At 45.3% G+C, this 23,917-nt stretch carries 23 protein-coding genes; 17 read left to right on the plus strand and 6 right to left on the minus strand.

Annotation, left to right across the window (positions count from 1 at the left end):
• Positions 1-3 precede the first annotated feature (3 nt).
• From J2X75_RS17630 to J2X75_RS17685, 12 genes are all read left to right on the plus strand, one after another.
• Complete coding sequence (locus J2X75_RS17630; RefSeq protein ID WP_307539063.1) at positions 4-1,335, plus strand: UDP-glucose dehydrogenase family protein; 1,332 nt, start codon at positions 4-6, stop codon at positions 1,333-1,335.
• Positions 1,336-1,348: 13 nt separating this feature from the next.
• The gene (locus J2X75_RS17635; RefSeq protein WP_310338353.1) at positions 1,349-2,269 is read left to right on the plus strand and encodes an LCP family glycopolymer transferase; all 921 of its coding nucleotides are present in this window, start codon (positions 1,349-1,351) and stop codon (positions 2,267-2,269) included.
• A gap of 21 nt (positions 2,270-2,290) precedes the next feature.
• Positions 2,291-4,450 carry a WD40/YVTN/BNR-like repeat-containing protein gene (locus J2X75_RS17640; protein WP_310338356.1) on the plus strand — a complete coding sequence of 720 codons (2,160 nt, stop codon included), beginning with the start codon at positions 2,291-2,293 and terminating at the stop codon, positions 4,448-4,450.
• 16 nt (positions 4,451-4,466) lie between these two features.
• Positions 4,467-5,045 (plus strand): VanZ family protein, encoded by a 579-nt coding sequence (locus tag J2X75_RS17645; protein ID WP_310338359.1) that lies wholly within the window; start codon positions 4,467-4,469, stop codon positions 5,043-5,045.
• Between the two features lie 84 nt (positions 5,046-5,129).
• Positions 5,130-5,651, plus strand: coding sequence for a hypothetical protein (locus tag J2X75_RS17650; RefSeq protein ID WP_307539056.1), 522 nt, complete (start codon positions 5,130-5,132; stop codon positions 5,649-5,651).
• Positions 5,652-5,902: 251 nt separating this feature from the next.
• Positions 5,903-6,154, plus strand: coding sequence for a hypothetical protein (locus J2X75_RS17655; RefSeq protein WP_143760279.1), 252 nt, complete (start codon positions 5,903-5,905; stop codon positions 6,152-6,154).
• Positions 6,155-6,186: 32 nt separating this feature from the next.
• Positions 6,187-7,095: an ABC transporter ATP-binding protein gene (locus tag J2X75_RS17660; RefSeq protein ID WP_310338365.1), complete on the plus strand. Its 909-nt coding sequence runs from the start codon at positions 6,187-6,189 to the stop codon at positions 7,093-7,095.
• Complete coding sequence (locus tag J2X75_RS17665; RefSeq protein WP_036668933.1) at positions 7,088-7,879, plus strand: ABC transporter permease; 792 nt, start codon at positions 7,088-7,090, stop codon at positions 7,877-7,879. Before J2X75_RS17660 ends, J2X75_RS17665 begins: the two co-directional genes overlap by 8 nt.
• Positions 7,880-8,056: 177 nt before the next feature.
• Complete coding sequence (locus tag J2X75_RS17670) at positions 8,057-9,130, plus strand: AI-2E family transporter (RefSeq protein WP_091015415.1); 1,074 nt, start codon at positions 8,057-8,059, stop codon at positions 9,128-9,130.
• 216 nt (positions 9,131-9,346) lie between these two features.
• Entirely contained in the window at positions 9,347-9,742 is a 396-nt protein-coding gene (locus J2X75_RS17675; RefSeq protein ID WP_310338369.1) for a GntR family transcriptional regulator, read from the plus strand.
• A 23-nt stretch (positions 9,743-9,765) separates the two neighbouring features.
• A complete protein-coding gene (locus J2X75_RS17680) occupies positions 9,766-10,866 on the plus strand; it encodes a DUF1648 domain-containing protein (RefSeq protein ID WP_310338372.1) in 1,101 nt (366 codons plus the stop codon).
• Between the two features lie 58 nt (positions 10,867-10,924).
• Complete coding sequence (locus J2X75_RS17685) at positions 10,925-12,514, plus strand: alpha/beta hydrolase family protein (protein WP_310338375.1); 1,590 nt, start codon at positions 10,925-10,927, stop codon at positions 12,512-12,514.
• 125 nt (positions 12,515-12,639) lie between these two features.
• Here J2X75_RS17685 and J2X75_RS17690 read toward each other — a convergent pair whose 3' ends face one another.
• On the minus strand, positions 12,640-13,998 hold the full coding sequence (locus J2X75_RS17690; protein ID WP_124117020.1) for a hemolysin family protein: 1,359 nt from the start codon (positions 13,996-13,998) through the stop codon (positions 12,640-12,642).
• Positions 13,999-14,374: 376 nt separating this feature from the next.
• Here J2X75_RS17690 and cls point away from each other — a divergent pair, with 376 nt between their 5' ends.
• Together cls and J2X75_RS17700 are read left to right on the plus strand one after the other, a co-directional pair.
• Positions 14,375-15,814 (plus strand): cardiolipin synthase, encoded by a 1,440-nt coding sequence (gene cls / locus J2X75_RS17695; RefSeq protein ID WP_310338377.1) that lies wholly within the window; start codon positions 14,375-14,377, stop codon positions 15,812-15,814.
• A gap of 349 nt (positions 15,815-16,163) precedes the next feature.
• Positions 16,164-17,075, plus strand: coding sequence for a YitT family protein (locus J2X75_RS17700; protein ID WP_307539037.1), 912 nt, complete (start codon positions 16,164-16,166; stop codon positions 17,073-17,075).
• 55 nt (positions 17,076-17,130) lie between these two features.
• Here the strand turns inward: J2X75_RS17700 and ligD are convergent, their stop codons facing one another.
• From ligD to ku, 5 genes are all read right to left on the minus strand, one after another.
• Entirely contained in the window at positions 17,131-18,021 is an 891-nt protein-coding gene (ligD, locus tag J2X75_RS17705) for a non-homologous end-joining DNA ligase (RefSeq protein ID WP_150366596.1), read from the minus strand.
• Positions 18,022-18,061: 40 nt separating this feature from the next.
• Complete coding sequence (locus tag J2X75_RS17710; RefSeq protein ID WP_310338383.1) at positions 18,062-19,012, minus strand: ATP-dependent DNA ligase; 951 nt, start codon at positions 19,010-19,012, stop codon at positions 18,062-18,064.
• Between the two features lie 53 nt (positions 19,013-19,065).
• A complete protein-coding gene (locus tag J2X75_RS17715; RefSeq protein WP_310338386.1) occupies positions 19,066-20,163 on the minus strand; it encodes a GerAB/ArcD/ProY family transporter in 1,098 nt (365 codons plus the stop codon).
• Positions 20,164-20,340: 177 nt separating this feature from the next.
• Entirely contained in the window at positions 20,341-21,210 is an 870-nt protein-coding gene (locus J2X75_RS17720; RefSeq protein WP_310338389.1) for a VOC family protein, read from the minus strand.
• Between the two features lie 317 nt (positions 21,211-21,527).
• Positions 21,528-22,442 (minus strand): non-homologous end joining protein Ku, encoded by a 915-nt coding sequence (gene ku / locus J2X75_RS17725; RefSeq protein WP_017690092.1) that lies wholly within the window; start codon positions 22,440-22,442, stop codon positions 21,528-21,530.
• A gap of 249 nt (positions 22,443-22,691) precedes the next feature.
• Here ku and J2X75_RS17730 point away from each other — a divergent pair, with 249 nt between their 5' ends.
• From J2X75_RS17730 to tsaE, 3 genes are all read left to right on the plus strand, one after another.
• Positions 22,692-22,988, plus strand: coding sequence for a hypothetical protein (locus tag J2X75_RS17730; RefSeq protein WP_192133236.1), 297 nt, complete (start codon positions 22,692-22,694; stop codon positions 22,986-22,988).
• A 4-nt stretch (positions 22,989-22,992) separates the two neighbouring features.
• A complete protein-coding gene (locus J2X75_RS17735) occupies positions 22,993-23,169 on the plus strand; it encodes an H-type small acid-soluble spore protein (protein ID WP_026081228.1) in 177 nt (58 codons plus the stop codon).
• A gap of 265 nt (positions 23,170-23,434) precedes the next feature.
• Positions 23,435-23,917: a tRNA (adenosine(37)-N6)-threonylcarbamoyltransferase complex ATPase subunit type 1 TsaE gene (gene tsaE, locus J2X75_RS17740; RefSeq protein WP_310338395.1), complete on the plus strand. Its 483-nt coding sequence runs from the start codon at positions 23,435-23,437 to the stop codon at positions 23,915-23,917.

Here is a 23,917-nt window from a genome sequence, read left to right on the forward strand (position 1 = left end):
GGAATGAATATTACGGTGATTGGCACAGGGTATGTGGGTTTGGTATCGGGCGTATGTTTTTCGGAACTGGGAAATAACGTTATCTGTGTCGACAACAATGTGGAAAAAGTGAATATGTTAATGGACGGTCATGTTCCGATCTATGAACCAGGTCTAAAGGATATCATGAATGCCAATATGAAAGCAGGAAGGCTGTCCTTCACCACCAACATTCAGGATGCTATCAGCCGTTCGGATATCATCATTATCGCGGTGGGTACGCCATCTCTGCCAAATGGCGAAGCGAATCTGAGCTTCATTGAGCTTGTCGCGCGAGAAATAGGTTCTTATATGGATAATTATAAAATAATAATGACTAAAAGCACTGTTCCTGTCGGAACGAACGATCGTATTCAGGAATGGATCAGCAGTTTGACGAATCATCCATTCGACATGGCATCGGTACCGGAGTTCCTGCGAGAAGGTACCGCTGTACAGGATACGCTTTATCCTGACCGGATAGTCATTGGGACACATAGTGAGCGGGCAGTCGCCACGTTGAAAGAGCTGCATCAGCCATTAACCGATCAGATTATTGTTACGGATATTCGTTCGGCCGAAATGATTAAATATGCATCCAATGCTTTCCTAGCAACCAAGATCTCATTTATCAACGAAATCTCTAATATCTGTGAGAAAGTAGGAGCAGATGTCAGCCGCGTTGCCGAAGGCATGGGCTATGACAGACGAATCGGTGCCTCCTTTCTCAAGGCAGGCATTGGTTATGGAGGTTCCTGTTTCCCTAAGGATACACAGGCTCTGATTCAAATTGCAGGTAATGTGGATTATGACTTCAAACTGCTGAAGTCCGTGGTGGAAGTGAACAAAGATCAACGCTTTAACGTCATTCGTAAACTGGAAGACGCACTAGGCTCACTCGAAGGGAAGGAGATTGCCATCTGGGGGCTCGCTTTCAAACCGGATACCGATGACGTTCGTGATGCTCCGGCGATTGAGATCATTCAGCGTTTGCTTGAGCAGGGGGCAGTGATTCGGGCGTATGACCCCATCGCTACCGAGAACTTCCGCAAAGAGGTGGATTCCCCATCCATTACGTGGGAAGAGCGTGCCATGAAAGCGGCGGAAGGTGCTGATGCACTCTGTGTTCTGACGGAATGGAAAGAGTTCATGGAGGTTAATCTGACTGATTTGGCAGCGCATATGAGTCAACCCATCCTGATCGATGGAAGAAACATCTACGGAGAAGATCAGATTAAAGATACATCCTTCCAATACTACTCTGTTGGTCGTCCAGGTCTAACCAATATCGATGGTAGAAAAACGGCAGTCATCTAACGGAGGCCATAACATGAGACGCGGGATCAAAATAACATTAGGTGCCATTTCCCTTGTTGCAGTTGTCATGATTGGATATTCTGTGTATCTGTATTCGCATGTTAAATCAGCGGCGGATCAAATGTATGAACCCCGGGAACCCATCAAGCAGGTATCTATTGTTGACCAGCGGGGTGGGGGAGATTTCCCTGTGGACATGGAGAATGAAGAACCTTTTAATGCTTTGATCCTGGGTGTGGATGAACGTTCCAATGATCGGGGGCGCTCCGACACCATGATTGTATTAAGTGTTAATCCTGCGAAACAATCCGCACTTATGTTTAACATCCCCCGAGATACCAGAACGAATATTGTTGGTCACGGCACCGAGGATAAGATCAACCATGCCTATGCTTTTGGGGGCGTTAACATGTCTGTGCAAACGGTGGAACAATTGCTTGATGTTCCCATACATTACTACATGAAAGTGAATATGGAGGGCTTTGCACAAGTCATCGACATGGTGGGTGGAGTGAATGTGAATAACCCGTTTGCATTTGACTATGAGGGTTACCGGTTCGAGCAAGGGAATATTCATCTGGATGGTGAAGCTGCTTTGGGATTTTCGCGGATGCGTTATGATGATCCGAAGGGAGATCTCGGGCGGAATGACCGCCAGCGGGAGATCATCAAACAAGTGCTGAAGAATACGGTCCAGGTATCTAACGTGTTGCAACTGGAGACGTTGCTGGACGAAGTCAGTGCTCACGTTAGAACCGACGTTACCTTTGATGAGATGAAGCAGATGTTCTCCAATTATCGTTCGGTACTGGATCATATTGAATCCGTTGAGATTAAAGGCACGGGCAAGAAAATAGACGGAGTGTATTACTATATCGTGGATCAGTCGGAACGAGACAGGATACATCAGATGATTGAAGAACATTCAAAATGATCGGATAGGGCGGTGAACCAGATGCGTATCTCCAGGCTAATGAAATTGTCCCTGATTGTGCTACTAATGTATATGCTCATGATACCGGCAAGTACAAATTATGTTCAATCAGCTCAAAACTATCAATGGAATAATATACCTATTGGTGGTGGGGGGTACGTTACGGGGGTGGTCATTCATCCGACTGAGCCTGATCTGGTTTACGCTCGAACTGACGTTGGAGGAGTCTATCGGTTGGATGCAGATTCAGGAGATTGGATCCCACTACTTGATCATTTCGGAGATGAGGACAGCAATCTATACGGCGTGGATGGAATTGCGCTGGATCAGCAAAACCCCAATGTCGTGTATATCGCTGCTGGGAAGTATGGGAACGTGGGGCCGAGTGATATTCTGAAATCCACAGATCGGGGAGAGACCTGGATTCGAACCGGACTTAATCTTCGGAATGAATCGAATGGAAATATCCATCGAGCCATGGGAGAGAGCATCGCGGTTAATCCCACGAATTCCAATTACCTGCACGTGGGTACACGATATGATGGATTGTACACTTCCAGTGATGGTGCAGCCACTTGGAGCAAGGTATGGGATGTACCTAGCGGGCTGTCCGGTGAGGGAATTCGGAGTGTAGCTTATGGATTGAATCCCGTGACCAAGCAAGGTCAAGTTGTGTATGCGGGGGTTCGCGGCATTGGTGTGTATAGCAAAGCACCAAGAAGCAATGGTCAGACCACTTGGCAACTTACCGGAAGAAGCCCCGAATATCCTGCGCGTATGACTGTGGCGAAGAACGGGACGTTGTATGTGACAACGGATAATCAAGGCGTTTACAAGTTCAATGGTGTGCAGTGGACGAATATAACACCCAGCTCCAGTTACTCATCTTATTATGGAATCACAATTGATCCCAATAATGATAATCACATCCTGGCAGCCGTTCGAACAGGCGGGGATAATCTGCCACTGTATCGTTCCGTTAATGGCGGACAGAGTTGGACAACAGTGAGCAAAACGCTGGTATCCAAACCGTCATGGTGGACACCCAACATGTTTTTCTCAGCGACATCCAGTATCAAGTTTGATCCGCATAATCCGGGTACCGTATATGCCACAGACTGGTTTGGCGTGTACAAAACGGAAAATATCAATGGTACCAATGGATTGACTGGCAATACAGCGAGTACTTGGGAAGCCATTACCGATGGTCATGAAGAAGTCGTCGCACTCACGGCATCCACACCACCTCAGGGTGTTTCATTCTTCAGTGGTTTAACGGATCAGGTCGGATTTAGACATGAAAATGTAACCGATGTTCCTCTTAATAAAATCCCGCTCGCGGGTATGCGAGAAATTGTAAGTATTGACTATCACGAAGCAAATCCGAATTACATGATATTTCTGGGAAGCAGCGACTGGTATGGTACGACCACACGTTTATTTGTCTCTTCCAATAATGGAGTTACCGTAACTCCAATGAATGTTCCGGCTGGCTCCAAACTGGGGAGGGTCGCCTACTCGGCCATTAATCCGAATGTAATTGTTTATTACCCCCAGACCGGTAATCCGGTCAGAAGCACGAATCGTGGCGCAACCTGGCAAAATATGAACGGTGCCCCTTTTCAGGCTATCGGGGGGAATATGGTCTTTGCCTATAATCATCCACTGGCTGCCGATCGCATCAATGGATATAAATTTTATATGTATGCTGCTGGTTATCTGTATCGCTCAACGGATGCAGGTGCCAACTGGTCCAAAGCCAATGCGGTTCGCCTTCCTGTTAATACGGATATCAATACAAGCTCCATTAAAGTCGAGGCTGCACCTGGTGTGGCGAATGCCGTATGGGTAAGTTTGGGAACTGATGGACTATATGCATCGACCAACTCGGGAAATACATTTTCCAAGATCCAGAGCGTACAGAATTCCAAATTATTTGCCTTTGGAAAGGCTCAGCCAGGCAAATTGGTTCCAGCCGTCTATGTATATGGCACCGTAAATAATGTGAAAGGATTCTTCCGTTCAGATGATATGGGGGCAACCTGGAACAATATAGGTCCTTTAGGTGATGGAATCGGGCTGGGCAATGAACCGCAGATTATGGCGGCAGACCGTCAAATCTATGGTCAGGTATATGTAGGTACAAATGGCAGAGGCATGTATGTTGGATCAATAGAATAACGATAGAGATATGAAAGTGGTGAAGATCAAAATGATGGAGGAGGGCTCCGGGCGCACGAGACAAAAGCATGTACGAAGAACGTACGGATTTCTCATTGCTCTGCTGTTGATTGTGATCTGGATTCTGGTCATCTGGTCCATGTCCACGCAATCCTCTCAACAGCAAGACATTCAGCCTTGGCTTCATAAATGGTCTCAAAAATTGCACATCGGTTTTACACTTCCTGATGTGCAATTCACTTATGGGGAGTATGAGTATTCGCTGAAGCAGCGGCCGTATGATTTTGCAGAGTTCGTCTTTCGCAAGAGTGCGCACTTATTTGTATACGCTGTGCTCGCCGTGCTTGTGTACGGCGGGCTGCGGTACAGAAGAACATCCCTTGTGACCAGTATCGTTTCTGCTCTGGCTGTGGTGTTTGTCATAGCCTCCATTGATGAGTATATTCAGCAGTTCAGCCCGGACCGGACAAGCTCGATACGTGATGTTGGAGTAGACTTGCTTGGCGGCTGCTGTGGGATTGCCATATATGCAGGGCTTCAGTCCATGATCCGAAGGATCAGAAAGGGAAAGCGTACTTCCATTCGCAGCGAGTGATTTCCCAGGAAATTAGATGTATCGTTCAACTTCTACTTGTCTGCCATCCATCATAAGTATGGAGTAGGACAAGGAGGACTGGACATGCTGCGAAGAAGGAACCGCAATGCTTTGCTCAAAAAGATCGGGTTCATCACGATCATTGTATTATTGCTGTGGTTGATTGCCAGAACCATTCCGTATTTGTTTCAGGCAGATACAACGGATGAAGCTGCTGCTGTTGCCGAAGAGTTTTACAAATATGAGCAGACGGGTGACTTCGGCAGTTCATGGGAACTCTTTCATCCCCTGATGAAAGAGCGGTTTCCCAAGAGTGCTTACGTACAGAACAGAGCACATATATTTATGCAGCATTTTGGCGTGGAAACGTTTGAGCTGGAGATGGAAAAGCCGGAGCGCGAGTTCGATGTAACCGTGATTGATGGCGTTAAGCCATTTTCTGAAGCCTACAGAATTCGGGTCACCCAGAAGTACTCAGGTACCTTTGGCCAATTCGATATTGTGCAGACCTGTTATCTGGTAGAGGATGGCGATGAGTGGACCTTACTCTGGTATTATCCAAATCAGAAAAATGAGGATACCTCGCAGATCGACAATAGTGACTGATCAGGAAATAATATTAACCCATACATTGAACCGAATTGTATCATTTACCTAACATGAGGCTCCGTAAATGCGAGACTTTTGTCGCATTTATGGAGCTTTTTTTGCGTTTTGCTTGTTTTCATGCCTGTAAAGCCTTGACATTAGTCTCGGTGTCAAGTAAATTACGAGATAGATACAAAATGTATCAATTTTCAGCGTCTAACGACAAATAACAAGGACTTCTAAGCTCCTTGTGAGGGGAAGGAATATCATTGATCGAAACGGGCCGCTTTTACTGTGTCAGTTGTGGGATGATTGTGTCGGTCACTAGAAGCTCTGTCGAAATGAAGGAAGAGGGCAATGGAGGCAATCACGTATTTCGCACCGGATTCTACCGGAGTGAAATGCCGCTTGGATGCTGTGAAGCGTGTGTAGTTGAAGCGAAACGTCAGGGGAAATCCCAGTTTGCGGGACAATATACTAAAGATTATGATACACTATGTTCATATGAGAAACGGGCATGAGTTATGTGCTCGTCCATGAAGGAGGGGATTGAATGCAGCAGGAGCCGGTCGTCCGGATTCAGGGCGTCAGCAAAATCATATCCTCCCGATCATTGGTCAGCGACCTGACTCTGGATATTTCTCCGGGGCAGGTTTTTGGTTTTTTAGGACCTAATGGCGCGGGGAAAACAACAACGATTCGAATGATGGTTGGATTGATGTCCATTAGTAAAGGTGACATTTTCATCTCGGGACACAGTGTGAAGAATGAATTTGAGAAGGCGGTAGCCCAGGTAGGAGCTATTGTGGAAAATCCGGAAATGTACAAGTTTCTGACCGGGTACCAGAATCTCGTTCACTTTGCCCGCATGTCGCCGGGAGTTACGAAGGAACGTATAGCGGAAACGATTGAACGTGTGGGGCTTACGGCCCGTATTCACGATAAGGTCAAAACCTATTCACTGGGCATGCGCCAGCGTCTGGGTGTCGCGCAAGCGATATTACATAAACCGAAGCTGCTTGTGCTGGATGAGCCGACCAATGGTTTGGACCCGCAGGGTATACGGGAACTGAGAGATTATTTGCGTCAGCTCACCCAAGAGGAAGGTATTACGGTCTTTGTATCCAGTCATTTATTGTCGGAGATGGAGCTGATGTGTGATACGGTGGCCATCATCCAGAATGGCAAGTTGATCGATGTAAGAAACCTTCGGGCTGAAGCCGGTTCGGATGCATTAATCGAAGTTGCTTTTGAGCTGAATGATGCTGACCGCGCTGCGGATCTGATTCAGGGTGCTATCGTACAGGGCAATGTCCTGGTGATGCGAGTGTCTCGTGAGCAGATTCCGGATATCAATGCCAAGCTGGTTAGCGAAGGGTTTCAGGTATACGGTATTCGTAACGTGACTCACACCCTGGAAGAACAATTCTTGCAAGTCACTGGGGGTGGAGGCATTGGGTAGTTTTGGTAATCTGATATTGAACGAGAATATGAAAATTTTCCGTCGTCCCCGTACCTGGATCATGTTATCAATTCTGGCGCTGATCTCGCTATTAATGCCAGTGTTACTGCGAGAAGGCATGGGGTCCAATGAAGTTTTGTACTGGGAAGCGGCTGTAACGACCATCCAGATTACGTTTTTCCTGAACACGATCTTCTGTGTTGTGATTGCAGCGGAATCGGTTGCGGGCGAATTTACCTGGGGAACCATTAAGCTATTGCTGATCCGTCCATGGTCACGAAGCAAAGTACTTGCTTCCAAATATCTGACCGTCGTTGGCTTCAGTATTGTCAGTACATTGCTGATCATCGCGATGGCCATGCTAACGTCTTATATCCTTTTCTCGCATGATGCTCCGGGAGGAAGCAGTAGTCCGGCTACGAATGCTCTGACGTTATGGGGATATTTGTACGTTGATCTGTTCATTACACTTGCGATTGCCTTTATGGTGTCCTCCGTATTTCGTTCAGGTGCACTTGCGATTGGATTATCCCTGTTCATTATGTTCTCACAGAGTATCTTCTCACTCATATTTAATCCGGTCCGTTATGAGTGGGCCAAGTATGTTCTATTCAACAACATGGATCTTAGCAAATACATGACCTCCGGGGCGGATTTTGCGCTAATGGGTGGTCCAAGTGCAGGAATGACACTGGGTTTCTCCATTGCAGTTCTGGCGGTGTATTACGTTATTTTCATGGTGATTTCCTGGGTTGTATTCAGCAAAAGAGATGTGGCAGGCTAACGCCTGCTTCTTTTTTTTGCTCCAATACTGTTTTGGAAAGAAAAAAAAGTGTATATTCAGCATCGCCTGTGGCATGACTGTCATTTAAGGGTACTTAGTATCATAAGTAAATGACTAGATATACATATGAACGCCGCAGTCACTTTGGCAGAGCAGCGCATGGAGGGATCACGTTTCTTGATAAATAACAAGTTCTACCGCATATGCACAGCGATAATTCTGTTGCTACTCATCGTGTATCTGGGGGAAAAAGTGAACTTTATTTTCAGCCCCCTGACCTCACTGATTCACATCATCATCATTCCGCTGCTGATTGCTGGTTTCTTCTATTATCTGCTGCGCCCGCTCGTCGATTATATGGAAAGGCATAAGATTAAACGTGCATTGTCAGTTCTGATTATTTATGTCGTAATTGCATTAATACTTGCAGGTTTTAGTGTGCTTGTATGGCCTTCCCTGCGTGAACAATTGATGAATTTTGTGGAGAATGCTCCAGCGTTGGTTACTTCACTCAGCGATCAGTTGAATGCACTTGAAAAGAGCAATTTTGTATCCAGATACCTGCCTGATGATTCCAATCTATTCTCACGATTATCCGATGTTCTGAGCCAAGGGATCACGCAGGTAACCGATTATGTCTCCGGGTTATTCTCCGTGGTATCCAATCTGGTTATTATTCTGGCAACGTTCCCGATCATGTTGTATTACATGCTTAAGGAAGGCAGCAAGTTTGGAACGAATCTAACCTTATTATTGCCAAGACATTATCGGAAGGACGGGGAAGAGACCGTCCATGAGATCGATGAAGCACTAAGTAACTATATTGTTGGGCGGGTTATTGTTAATGTAGCCCTGGGGATTCTGATGTATATCGGTTTTCTCATCTTAGGTTTGCCTTACGCTTTGCTGCTGACTGTTGTATCGATTATTCTGAACTTCATCCCTTATGTGGGTGCTTTGCTGGCAGCTATCCCGGTTGTCATTGTTGCGTTTATCGAATCACCTTCGATGGCGATCTGGTCCCTGGTCATCATTGTAATCGCACAGCAAATTCAGGATAACCTGATCTCACCTTATGTCTATGGCAAGCAGCTTGATATTCATCCACTGACTACCGTTATCCTTTTGCTCGTGGGTGCTGACCTGGGAAATATCTTGGGTATGATCATCGTGATTCCCCTATATATGATTCTGAAAATTATAGTTCGCAAAATCCATTATCGGATTGTCGAAGATAAGACTGAAACTTAAATGGAATTTGAAATACAACGCTGTCATGTGCCACTACTAATGTTTGTTATTGAATCACATCGATAAGCTCAACAGGATAAGCCGCATATCAATGGTGAAGGGTCAGGTAAGTTTGCCCTCGCCATTGGTATGCGGCTTTTTTTCATCCATATTGCTCACTCATGTTATATCTGTTATACTTGGTATATAACAGATAACAAAAAAGAAGGTGAACCCTTGATTATTCAACTGGATATGCAATCCGAACTTCCCATCTATTCGCAACTTGTTTATCAAATTATTGAAGGCATTGCTAGTGGTGAGTTACAGCTAGGTGAGGCGTTACCATCGGTTCGGAATTTGGCCGCAGATATCGGTGTTAACCTTCACACCGTCAACAAGGCTTACACACTACTCAAGCAAGATGGATACATTCTGGTTCATAGACAAAAGGGAGTTGTGGTAAACCCTGATGGAATGCCAGATTTAACAGATGATTTTTTGAAAAAGCAGCAAGGAGAATTAAGACCGATTATTGCGGAAGCGATATGTCGCGGAATGACCAAAGAGGAACTATCTGCAGTGTTAGACCAAATGTATGATGATGTGAAGATGGGTCACAACAAAGAATAAAGAATCAAGGGAGTGTGTTATGTATGCAACTATTTAGTATATTGCCTATCATTTTAATTTTTGCTCCATTAGCCTTACTGCTATCCTTTGCACCTTATGTGACAAGGGAAACAATCAGCTTTGGGGTTACGGTAAGTCAATATAATTACTACACACCAGTATTACGTAAGCTCCGGAGAACGTTTGCTACAGTAAGTCTGATCGGAAACGGGTTGATTATTCTCACCTGTCTGTATATACTCCGATCTGCCAATGAAGAGTCTACCACAATGATCACCGGTGTTTGCACAATGATATTCATTGTGTACTGGGCCGCACTACACATATTATTTCATTTCAAGATGAAAAAGATAAAAGAAACACTTACAACTGTAGAAGTACCTCAAAGGGTTAAAATCGATACCACCTTCCGCCAAAATAAACTCACCTATTCCAACTATTGGTTTCTCGTTCACATGGCTATTATTGTAGCCATTGCGATCATTACAATCTTGAATTATAACGCACTACCTAACGTCATTCCGATGAAATATGATTTTCAGGGCAATGTCACTTCCAGTGTGCCCAAAACCTACCTTTCGGTATTGGCTATTAACCTTGTACAGCTAGGAATCATTGCACTGATGATGTTGGTGAACTGGAGTATTAAAACAAGCAAACAACAGCTTACTCCATCTAATCCTGCCCAATTTGCTGCTGATCATATCCGATTCCGCCGTAAGTGGTCCCTATTTACGATCATAACAGGCTTACTTCTTACCATCTTATTTGCCTTCATTCAGATAAATATGTTCGTTCCTAATCAGGTCTTGTTAACAGCGATTAGTCTGATCACCTCAGTGGCGATCTTATTAGGCGCTATATTGCTGTCTCTTACAGGCAGACAAGGCGGTGGAAAAATTAGGAACCATCAGGAAGATCGCGAACGGTTCAAGGAGCAGCCTGTGAATGACGATGATTACTGGAAACTTGGTTTTATTTACTTCAATCCCAAAGATCCCTCTTTTACCGTAGAAAAACGTTATGGAATAGGTTGGACGATTAACTTCGCTCGTCCACTATCTTGGGTCCTAGTGTTATTCATTATTGCTATTGTTGTTTTAAGCAGAGTTCTGAGCCAATAAATGCTCATAATTCTATGCATATAATAGATGAAAATAATTATTAGGAGGAGTTATTACAATGAACAATTGGAAAAAGCTATTACTTTCTCTTACTTTCGTAGGTCTCATTCTTCCGGTGACATCCATCTCAGAAGCTGCTGAAAAATCCGCTGGTAGTGAAAATCTTGTTCCTATTCGTGAGATTGCAGAACAGAATGGGGCAGAGGTATCTTGGCAACAAAAAACAGGAGAAATCACAATACGAAAAAGTGAGCTTACTATTGTAGTTAAGGTAGGAGAGAAACAGGCGATGGTGAATGGGCAAGCCATATCCTTAAACAATCCTGTTCAGTTAACGAAAGGAGTTACCTTTGTGGATGGGGCATTTCTTTCCGAGACGCTGAAGGCAGCACCTGAGGATATATTCATTTCCCTTATTAGTGAGGGCGATGGCAAGGAGGCTGCCAAGTATGTTCATACCTCTGTGAGTGGAGTGTTGTCACCCACGTTGTTGAGTCAGCTGTGGGGAGCTTTAGAAGGACAAAATGGAAAAATTACAAGTGAAGCCATAGCTAAGCATGTAGAAAATAATACAGTGCATCGCAATGTTACCTATACGTTCAAAACAGAGCTGACTCGTATAAATATTACGGTCAGAATGAATCATAACGGACTTGTGGATGATTTGCATATTGCCTCCGCTACGCCAGATGTGTATCAAAAACCAAGTTACGACGACCCATCTGCCTATACAGAACAAGACATTACGGTTGGTCAGGGTGATTTAGCTTTGCCAGGGACATTAACTTTGCCCAAGGGAGAGGGACCTTTCCCGGTTGTCATTCTGGTACACGGATCTGGGCCTAGCAATCAAGATGCTGCCATTGGTGGTGCAAAGCCGTTTCGCGATCTTGCGGTAGGTTTAGCTTCACAAGGAGTTGCTGTATTAAGATACGATAAGGTCACGTATGAGCATACCTATAAGGTGGCTTCACAGCCTAAATTCACATTAAAACAAGAGAGCGTAGATCAGGTAAACGATGCAGTGGAAATCCTTAAAAAGAATGCACATATTGATTCTACAGCGATTTTTGTAGCTGGACATAGTCAAGGCGGGTTTGCAATGCCGTTAATCATTGCTGAGGATAAACAACATGATATTGCAGGAAGTATTCTACTTGCTGCACCAAGTAGTAGCTTTGTGGATGTGCTTACTGAGCAGCAGGACGAATTGGTAGAGCGGATGAAGCAGCTTGGTTTAGACACGGATGTCATTCAAGGGCAAGCTGATTTTTATAAAAATGTGGCTGCGATCGTTAAAGATCCAAAATATTCTGTAGATCATCTTCCTGAGGCGTTTCCACTTCAACCTGCTTATTGGTGGTTTGAGCAGAGAGATTATGTGCCTGCGGAACTGGCTAAAACACAAAATACACCTATGCTTGTTATACAAGGCGAAAACGATGTGCAAGTGTCTATGAATCAATTCCAAACCTGGAAATTGTCTCTTCAAGGTCATTCCAATGTAATGTACAATAGCTATCCAAAGGTAAATCATCTTTTATCCAACTATGATGGACTTTCAATCGGTCAAGAGTACGCTGAGCCATCTAATGTCTCCAAAGCCATTATCGATGATATTGCGAAGTGGGTATTAAAATCAAACTAAAAACGGGAGTTCCATTCTTGGGTTGAATGATAACTTGGAGAAGTGGCGGATAGGGCGAGATATAATAAGAAGAGGAGCACTTACCCAAATAGGCAAGTGCTCCTCTTCTTATTTATAAATTTGCTTTATTTAGACCAATTGGACTCTTTCTCGTCTTCATCTGTGTAATCAGACATGGTCAGTGGTTCCTTGGGAACAACGGCCACTTTGTAGAACCGATTTTTGTCTTTTTCCAGCAAAACAAAGATTAGATTTTCGAACTCATATTCTTCCTGTTCGTTCATCTCGGGACGATGGCTGTAGAGCCATCCACCAATGGTGTCCCACTCATCTGCATCCAGGCTGGACATAAACATGTCGTTCACCTTCGATAAGGAAACCTTGCCATCCATAATGACATAGTTCTCATTGATGACTTGAATATCTTCCACTTCGTCTGCGTCGAACTCGTCGCGAATCTCACCAACAATCTGCTCAAGTACATCCTCGATGGTTACAATTCCGGAAGTTCCTCCATATTCGTCGACAAGTACGGCGATATGTACGCCATCCTTCTGCATTTTCTTGAGCAAGTCCTTCACAGGAGTTGTTTCGTGAACAGCCGATACAGGCTGAATCAGGGAGGATAGATCGACAGGTTCATCGTTTCCGTAAAGTTCCAGGAAGAATTGTTTCGTATTAATGATACCGATGATATCGTCTTTACTCTCATTCACTACTGGAAAACGTGTATATTGTTCTTCACGAATGATCTCCAGGTTTTCCTCGTTTGTTCTATTCACATAAAGGCAGACCATATCGGTCCGGGGTACCATGATTTCTTTGGCTAACATTTCATCAAAAGCAAAGATCCGGCTTACATAACCGAATTCGGCTTGGTTGATTTTACCACTTTCAAAACTTTCATTAATGATGATCTGTAACTCTTCTTCGGAGTGTGCATCTTCATGTTCAGAAGCAGGTTTGATTCCGAACAGTTTCACCAGTTGGTTCGCTGAGCCGTTTAACAGCCAGATAAAAGGATACATAATTCGGTTAAACCAGATGATAGGTGTAGACGTCAGCAGTGCAACAGTCTCGGCTTTCCGGATTGCAATCGTTTTTGGAGCGAGTTCACCAACCACAACATGCAGATACGTGATGGAAGCAAACGCGATTACAAACGATAAGAATGAAGAAACCGCCTCAGGAATTTGCATGCTTTCGAACACAGGGTGGAGAATTTTCTCTACCGTTGGTTCACCAAGCCAGCCCAGTCCCAGAGATGTGATCGTGATTCCAAGCTGGCAGGCGGACAAATAACCATCCAGATTGGCAACGGCTTGTTTAACAGCCAGCGCACGCTTGTTTCCTTCTGCAATCATTTGGTCGATCCGGCTCGGTCTAACCCGTACCAGAGCGAATTCCACTGCAACAAAAAACGCCGAAAGTCCTATCAAAAAAGCAACCATTACTAAATTTAACGCATACCTCTCACTTTCCATTCACTGCTCTTCTCCTTTAGGTAATAAGTTTTTAACGATTATTATATCTAATTTTACGTAAGAAGACCACCTCCCGACAAAGAAATGAGGAAGAGTCTGGAAAGTGAAATGAGCAGATTGGTGTCACAATGCGAATCTGTTCCATCATTAAACTGATATGTAGAAGGTAACACAGTCAGAATATACAATAAACAAAGTAGAAATTTGAATTTCCAGAATCAAGTATTCCGTCTGCTTATGTAAAGTTTTATCTAAACAAACGTTACGAATAGGGGGTACATTGGGTATCTATGATTAGCTGTATACATAATCGTCAAAGCTGTGTAGGTGAGAGAAGGGCAAGGTCATGAAGCTTGCCACTTGAGGAGGAAGCCAAATGTTCTGGCTGGTCATTATATTACTCGTATTTATTTTCCAGGCAGCCACAATTCTTTTGCTGGAATTTCGTAATCCGGCTAAAGCTGTGGCTTGGCTGTTTATTTTGTTCTGCGTGCCTTTGATCGGTTTTGTAGTGTACTATTTCGTGGCGCAGGATTATAACAAACGAAAAAAACTCCGCAAGGGTGGATCGCGCATCTTCCGTGAAATGAAGGAAACGATTTGGGAACAAGCCCACATCATTGGAGATGTCGAACAGATGCCTGGTGATCGTTTCAGCCACCAGCATCGATTGTTTAACCTGTTATCCCATCTGTCGGAGAGCCCGATTACAGGTTGTAACCACAGTACGGTGCTCACAAATGGTGAAGAGGCATTTGCGGCAATGCTGAGGGAAATGGAAAAAGCAAAGCATCATCTGCATGTGGAATTTTACATTTTCCGTGATGATGTGATCAGTACGAAGTTTCAGGATGTCATGATTCGCAAGGCACAGGAGGGCGTGAAGGTTCGGTTTATTTGTGACGGTCTCGGCAGTCACAAGATGAGCTGGAATTTTATCCGCAAACTGCAGGATGTAGGTGTGGAGTTTCATTATTTTCTACCGCCACTGATTGCAACGATTGACCGAAGAGTCAACTACCGGAATCACCGTAAAATTGTCGTTGTGGATGGACAAGTTGGCTTTGTGGGTGGCATTAATGTAGGCGATGATTACCTTGGACAATATCCAGAGGTGGGTTTCTGGCGGGATACACATGTGCAGATCGAGGGAGATGCCGTGTACTTCCTGCAAAGTACGTTCCTTAACGACTGGAAATTGGCTTCCGGTGAGCGAATTACCGAACCCCAGCTTGCGGAATTATTTCCACCCCACATCTGTAGCGGGGAAGAGCGAATTCAGATTCTGGCCAGTGGGCCGGATCAGGACTGGGATGCCATTCAGGAAATGTGTTTTGGGGCCATTTCGGTAGCCTGTGACCGGATTTACATTACCACACCTTATTTTATCCCTGATCCTGCCCTGTATGAGGCACTCAAAACAGCTGCTGTCAGTGGCGTTGATGTGAAAATTATCATTCCGTATCAATCCGATTCAAAGCTTGTTCATTTGGCATCCCTTTCATATGTAGAGGAACTCCTGCGAGCAGGTGTTGAGTTCTTCCAATATCGCAAAGGTTTTGTACATGCCAAAGTGATGATTGTGGATGAGTTGCTTGCAACGGTAGGCACGGCCAATATGGATATGCGCAGTTTTTTTTGCAATTTTGAGTTAACGGCTGTCCTGTTCGAGTCCTCTCCGATTCGTCGTTTAATCACTGACTTTGAACGTGATCTCGGGGAATGCAGTCAGATCGATGGGGAGGTATTTCAGAAGCGTTCACGACGGCAAAAAGGCGCAGAAATGCTTTCTCGGATGCTTTCTCCGCTTCTTTAGCCGATTTAGGGCAGATTTCTGAAGATAAGTTCACTTTTTGTGAATTTATCTTCTTTTTGCTAAGTATTTTGCGCAAATTTGATCTTTTATGATATAATAGATATATAAATTATGTCTTGGTGAAGGAGGGGAGTCTGAGGGAAAACAGGCTCCCTTTTGCTCTCTTTTGAAAGTGCAAACCGGGATGAAGACCATTTTGAATCCATTTTATATCGCCTTTAGATGCTTGTGCTTGTATAGCCAGGGTACATGTAGAACGCAGTTTGCTGTTTTCTAGATGTAGATTCACCCTGAGTATTTAAATGATTTATAAAATGGATTCACACACTGATTTAACGGGGGGGATACCATGTCCAATGTAACGGTGAAAGAACTAACAGCCAAGCCAGCTGACCGCGGGGTCAAAAGCTCGGTGTTTACATTAAAGCTGCTGCAACGTATTGTGATGATTCTGATTGGTGCTGCACTAATGGCTGTATCACTTGAAATATTCCTTGTGCCCAATGGCGTAATTGATGGTGGGATTACAGGTATTTCGATTATGGTGTCAGAGCTTACACATCTGCCGCTCGGAATATTCCTGACCTTGCTCAACTTGCCTTTCCTGATTCTGGGTTACAAGCAGATTGGTAAAACATTTGCGTTATCCACACTGCTGGGGATCGTGGTCATGTCCATCGGTACATCATTATTGCACCATGTTCCTGCATTAACACCGGGAGAGCCTTTGCTCGGAGCTGTATTTGGCGGATTGATCCTGGGTGTGGGTGTTGGACTTGTCATTCGGTCTGGCGGTTCACTGGATGGTACGGAGATTGTGGCCATCTTGCTTAGTGAGAAGTCACCTTTGTCTGTAGGACAGATCGTATTGTTCATTAACGTGTTTATTTTCGCAGGTGCAGGATTTGTATTCGGCTGGCCGAATGCCCTGTATTCCATGATTGCATATTATATTGCGATGAAGATGATTGATATTGTGAATGAAGGACTTGACCAGTCCAAATCGGTATGGATCATTAGTGAGAAATATCGTGATATTGGTTCAGCCCTGACAGACCGTCTCGGTCGGGGTGTAACTTTCCTGGATGGAGAGGGCGGATTCAGCGGGGATGAGAAGAAGATTATTTTCGTTGTAATCACCCGGTTGGAAGAAGCCAAGCTCAAGTCCATCGTTGAAGACTGGGACCCGCAAGCCTTTGTGGCGATCGGTAACATTCATGACGTGAAGGGCGGACGTTTCAAGAAAAAAGGTATCCATTAGCGATTGATATATACATGAATGATAATAGCCGACACCCTTGTGATGAGGGAGTCGGCTATTTTTTCTTCAAATGTTTGAGAATGTGTTCAACGGGTTGGGGTTCAACAGCTGCGATTAAATCACCGGTTTTGTTCAAGCGTTCAATAATGTTCATCAGATGATAATCCTGGATGGAGACGTTGCTTCGAACCTCATCCCAGGTAAGGGGTGTAGAGACAGTGGCGCCAGATTTGGCACGTGGTGTATAGGGAGCGGCAAGGGTTTTGCCTCCATAATGCTGGAGATAGTCAAAATAAATGCGGTCTCCTCGGTCCTTTTTAAGTCGTTCCAGTGTGAACAGATCCGGGTGCTTCTGAGTGACATATTTGCCTACAAAATAACCAACCTCTCTCAATTCATCAAAGGTTACCCCTTGGATAATCGGAACGATGATCTGAACTCCTGTTGCGCCCGAAGTTTTGGGAATGGACCTCAGACCGAGGGAAGTCAGGGTTTCGCCAACGATGAGTGCAGCTTGCATAATCCGGGGCTCATGTTCCTGAGAGGGGTCCAGATCAATCATCCATTCACTGGGCAGATGGCTTCCCACAGTATGCAGAGAAGGATGAAATTCAAGTGCAGCCAGATTGCCAAGCCATAACAATTCGGGAAGTCCATTCATGACCACATAGCGGATGCCGTCGTGAACTTCAGTGTGCACATAATCTGGGACAGGCTCAGGGGCATTCTTTTGATAGAAAAATGTTCCTCCAGCGCCGTGGGGATATCTTATCGTGGTGAGAAGTCGATTGCTCGTATACGTGAGCAGATAAGGAGCCAGAGCGGCCAGCTTTTGCAGATAGATGGCTTTGGTAACACCCGCATCCGGCCATAACAACTTGTCCGGGTTTGTGACCGTCAGTTCTGTGCCTTCTATTATGATGGTTCCCTGGATCTTGGGGGCCATATGGAATACCTCCTATATGTGTAATCAATCTTGGACTGACTCATTGAAGAAGCTGGTTCGCCAGACAATCCTCACGGGTTACCTCTGCGAAGGTCTGAATACTGGGATGGCGTAGAGTGTTATGGTGAGTCAGCTCCATATATTGCACTTTGACTCCTATTCGTGGTTCCACCCAGGTGGTCTCTGCACTGCGCTCGGGTACATTATGGAACGGTCTGTCCTGCCTGATCAGAGGCTCGACTTGATGTGTGAGTTCCCGCCACGTATTGGAGTTCAGCTTGCCAGTCCCGACATGACCAATATAGACAAAATCAGGCCCATCATATACACCGACCGCGACGGCATTCACAATACCGCTCCGGTACGTGACTCCCCCGATCATGGCATATACATCATGCATGATTTTGACCTTCTGCCAGCGCTGATCCTTGCCCTGTATGCCATAACTGCTGGTGAGATCCTTGCAGACAATGCCTTCCATCTGATGTTGTCTCATGACCGTAAGCAGGGAAGTGGCATCAAGCGTATTGGTGACCTCCTGAACATGGGGAGCGGTGTTAAGGACCTCGTGCAACAGGCGCTGTCGATCTGCCAAAGACTGATCCGTCACCCATTTCCCCTCATAAAACAGGATATCAAATACCATATATGTGACCGGAATCTGATGTATGGCTTGGGCGATACCTTCGGGTCTGCTCATCCGATCCCGCCGCAGAACATGATAAAACGAAGGTTTTCCGGTGTCTGGGTCCAGCGCAATAACTTCTCCATCCAAAATATAAGAGGAGCCTGAACATAGATTGCGTGGTGTTACCAGCTCGGGATACTGTGCGGTTCGATCATGTAATCTGCGATTTACCAGGCGCAACTCATGCCCGTCCTCATAGGCAAGCATGCGGACTCCATCCCACTTGACCTGGGCAATCCATTGCGGCCCTGTGGGCAAAGTATCTCTGGAGATGGGTTCGAATGGAATCAACGGTTTGAACATGGGGAACACCTTCCTCGATCTAACCAATTAGCGTAGGTTAATTCGGAATTTAGTTATATTTTTTGAAAACGGGACTTCATATGATGCACCAGAATGAGCAGTAACGGAAGTGCTATGCCACAGGTCAGATCCCAATCAATCCAATAGGGAATAACGACCTTGAGATAAAAGTTCTCGTTCGGAGAGATTAGAATAGACATGGCGAGAATAAGCATGGCACCAGGCAGGATCAGAGAACGGTGACTGGACAAGCGAAACAGGTGGGCGACGCCCAGGACAAAACCGTAGAAGAACAGAGCGGCTTTGAAGAAAACAGCGATAATCCAGACCGATGCTATGAAGGCTTCGATGCGTTGCACAAAGTTTCCGATATTGATCTTCTGTGAAAGGTTGAATGAAGCGAACCAGTGATGCTGGGTCATCCATGGTCCCATTACGAGCAGACACATACTTAGCGTCAGTGTGAGTAACAATCCGCCAATCATCCCTGCTAACAGGATGTCCTTCTCCAGATGGGGCTCATTTTTTGTGTAGGGAAAAAGCATCATGAAGATGCATAACTCACAGTAGGGATATGTGAGTACAGCAACAAAACCTTTGAATGGATCAAGAAATCCTTGTGCAAGCACAGGTTGGATGTTAGCTAAATGTATATGGGGGATTAGACACACCGTCAGAATAAGCAGGAACAACACGATCAGAGGAAGAAAGACCTCAGCAGTTTTACCAATGCTCTCCAGACCCGACAGAAGCCCCCAGACAAGTGCACACATAAAAACCAAATGCAGAATCAGTAATGGAGATTCCGGCAAGATATGGGTAGACATAAAATCGCCAATCTCCCTAATGAACGTTGAGGTACTGATCAGGAAATAAAAAATATAAAAAGAGCCAAACAGGGTCCCGATCCAGGGTCCCAGTGTTCGAAGGGCATTTTGAATCAGATTTAACCGGGGATGCAGTTTGTAGGAAACAAGCATAATGAAGAGTATGCCAAGACCCCCTGCGACTCCCAACAAGGCTGATAACCAGGCATCCTGATGAGCGTAGGATGTGATCATGGAAGGGAAGATCAGAATTTGCTCCCCAATTGTGCACAGGAACATGAGTGAAGCGAGCTGTCTAACAGTCAAACGTCCCTTTTCGATCATGAGGTATCTCCTTAACATATCTTGTCTATGTATTGGTTAGAATGCACCAATTGTGCCAGTTTTATAAAAGCCAACTCAAAAAGCCCGTGCAGCCGATCTCTCTGTGATGTAGAGAAATCAGTTACCCGGGCTTAATAAAATGAGGTTAAGCAAACATATTGTAACGCTTAAACAAAATCAGTTCGTAGTTGTCAGACGTATACGAATATTTTGTGGGTCTACCGTAAACCAGGTACTCTCCACTTGTGTAACGACTGCGCCGGATTGACGCAATTGTTCAAGTGCTTGTTCCACGTGATCCTTTGTGGCGTACACAATGGTGAAGTAGTCAATTCCTGTAGCGTTATCTGGATTAACAGGTGCATTCACTCCTGCCCAGATATTCAATCCCAGATGATGATGATAGCCGCCTGCGGATACAAATAGTGCTGACATGTTGGCGAAGTTACCCACGATATCGAAACCGAGTACGCCGGTGTAGAAGTTGCGGGCTTCTTCCAGGCTGCGGACGTGGAAATGTACGTGACCAATAACGGTGCCAGCAGGCAGACCCTGCCAAGGTTCATTCTCCGATATGGCAAACAGGCTTTCCACATCAACAGGATCACTTGCCATTACGTAGTTATTGTCGCTATCCCGTTTCCAGGTATCACGTGCACGGTCGGCGTAGATCTCAATCCCGTTCTGATCGGGATCGGAGATATAGAAGGCTTCGCTGACCAAGTGATCGCCTTGGCCGATATCGATACCGGATGCAGCCAGATTACGAAGAGCAAGACCCAGGGACTTGCGGTCAGGCAGCAGGATGGCGAAATGGTACAAGCCAGCGTGTGAGCGTTCCGGCAGGGTAATTCCATCCGTGAGCTCTTCTAATCGCAGCAGGGACTGTTTTCCGTCGGCTGTGAGTTTAGCCACTTTGCCACTCCGCTCCAGCAATTTCAATCCAACCACATCGGTATAGAACTTAATCGAACGGTCCAGGTTCATAATTCGGAGACTCACTTCACCCAGATGGGTTGTGGCAGGGATTTGATACGTTGTATTCATGATTGTTTCCTCCTGATCATAGATAATATGGGTTCTCGTTTGATTGTTTATATGCGTTGAAAACGGATTATTAAATGGCATGCTGTTGAAGAAGAATTACAGCGTGACTGTATATTCATAAATAAGTTACTTTTCATAAGTTAATATAAAATATAAATCAGCTTTCGTCAATTGCATTTTGCAATTATAGCTGGAGTTTGATTGACAAGAACTGTTTCAATAGTTCTGTAAAACAAAAAAATCCGACTGTGAAGCCGGATCGGAGTAAACCTCATTACATGAGTTATATAACGGAATCGGTCTTGCCTTAGCGGCATTCAAACTTTTGGTTTGGGTGTCGCCTTTTTTCTTTTGGCTGGTGCAGCAGGTGTATCGGATTCTCCTCCGGCAACCGCTTGAGCAGGCGTTTTTCGTGGCGCACGTTTCTTAGGCTTAGCCGTTGTTGTCCCAGGGTCAGCCGGAATAGGCTTCACGGCCTCGATACTTGCCTGCAAGGCAGCCATCAAATCCATCACATTGGCTTCAGGTTTGGCTGGAGCAATCTTGATTTCTTCGCCCGCCACTTTGTGCTGGATAAGATCCAGCAGTTTGCTTCGATAGTCATCGGTGTATTTACCGGGTTCAAAAGGCGTGGACAATTGATCAATCAGCAACTTTGCCATCGTGAGTTCCTTTTCATTCACGTTCTGCACTTCCGGTAAGTTGGGCACCTGGGAGACAGGACGAATCTCGTCCGGATAGAAAATCGTCTCCATAGAGAGGCAATCTTCCAGCACACGTATGGCAGCCAGACTGCTCTTTGAGCGAATGGAGATTTTGGCGATGCCAATTTTGCCGGTATCCCGCATGGCGTTCATCAAGAGCTGGTAGGCATTTCCACCAGCCTGATCTGGCGATAGGTAATAAGTTTTCTGAAAATAGATCGGATCAATCTCAGTCAAGTCGACAAAATCCAGTATGGTAATGGTTTTGCTGGTGGAATCATTTAATGCTTCCAATTCATCTTTCTCGAAGAGAACAAACTTTCCCTTTTCATATTCATAGCCTTTGGTGATCTCTTCCCACTTTACGTCCACTTCACAGGAAGGACATTGACGAACATAAGCGAGCGGGCTGCCGCAGACTTTATGGATATAGCGCATCGAGATGTCTTTGTCTTCGGTAGCCGAGAACATTTTGACAGGGACATGCACAAGGCCAAAACTGATTGCACCTTTCCAGACGGTATGCATAGGTCGGCTCCTTTCGAAAGGTTGTTCAAAAATTCCGCTTTCTCGGTATTGAAAACCAGACTTTTTGAACACGGATTTATATTCAATAGTATGGGCATCTGGTTCAAGGGATAATCGTTTTGTAGACGAACAATTCGTATGGTTCGGCAAGAGTCGGGGATGATAACAGAAACATGCTTGGATTCCGACAGGAAGATGAGCATGCGATAGGTAGTTATTCTCGCAGCACATATGCCGGGAGGTGCAATATTGAAAAACAGACGTGATGAGGAAGAAGCACACAAGCATGCATTTTCTCCATATCCTCTTGCCAAAGCCGAAAGTGCTGAAGAATTCTATACACCTGCTACAGCTGTAAACTGGGAAGCGGTCACTTCGGAAGAATTGCCCCTTGATCGGGAGTCGTTCATGCTCGACATTGACCGGATGGTGAATGAAGGGTTAGGCGGGGGGCAGGTTACGGAAGATAACGGTTATATTGGTGATAGCACAACAGACACCATGATTAGGGAAGACCACGAAGATCCAGAAGGGGAGTATGAATAAAATGATGGATGCGAAACGCGCCAAAGCGATCTATGATTCGAAGGATACCATTGCCGTTACATTGGAGGGAGATCCAGTCTGGATCGAGAATGTGGATGAAGCCAATGGCATGGCAACCGTTCAGGTTGGCAGCAGACCGGGAAATACCCAGACGGTTCGTGTGGATCGTTTGGAGGAGTAGATACAAGTAGCATATAGTTATTGAGGCATTCGAGAATGAATAAAAGCAGAAATATATGCATAACACGGCCGGTACCGAGAGGTGCCGGTTTTTGGTCTTTCCTAGTAGCTGTCTGAAACTTCGAAGGAAGCGAGTTATGAGACACGTCTAATAATGCATGTTGTATTCCGCTTGTCTCCTTGGATGTTGCGGGGGAAGAAAGGGACCGATATAATAAGGTTCAAAGTGAACTCAGGCGGCTGGACCGCCAAAGGTGGGGCGAATATTGAATCAGACGCACGAGCAGTGGGGGTATCAATCCCATGGCATTGCAGATACAGAAGCACTCGCTTCCGCACTTGCCAGACAGGCAAACGCCGGCATGGTGATTGCTTTGGATGGTGATCTGGGCGCGGGAAAAACGGCATTTTCACAGAAATTTGCCTGGCATTTAGGTGTACGTGATGTGGTAAGCAGTCCCACATTCACGCTAATCAAGGAGTACGAAGGGCGTCTGCCTTTATATCACATGGATGTATATCGCATATCGCTGGAAGAAGCGGATGAGCTTGGACTTGATGAATATTTCTATGGAGCCGGAGTCAGTCTGGTGGAGTGGTCGAGTATCATTCCCGAATTGCTGCCGCAAGAGCACTTGCATGTGCAGATTGAAACAACGGGCCTGGAGGATCGAACGATTACACTGAATGGGTACGGCGAGACTTATGCAGCCATGTGCCGACAGTTCAGACAGAATGGGGTCAAATGA

The organism is Paenibacillus sp. 2003 (genome assembly GCF_031455635.1).
Taxonomy (GTDB): domain Bacteria; phylum Bacillota; class Bacilli; order Paenibacillales; family Paenibacillaceae; genus Paenibacillus; species Paenibacillus amylolyticus_B.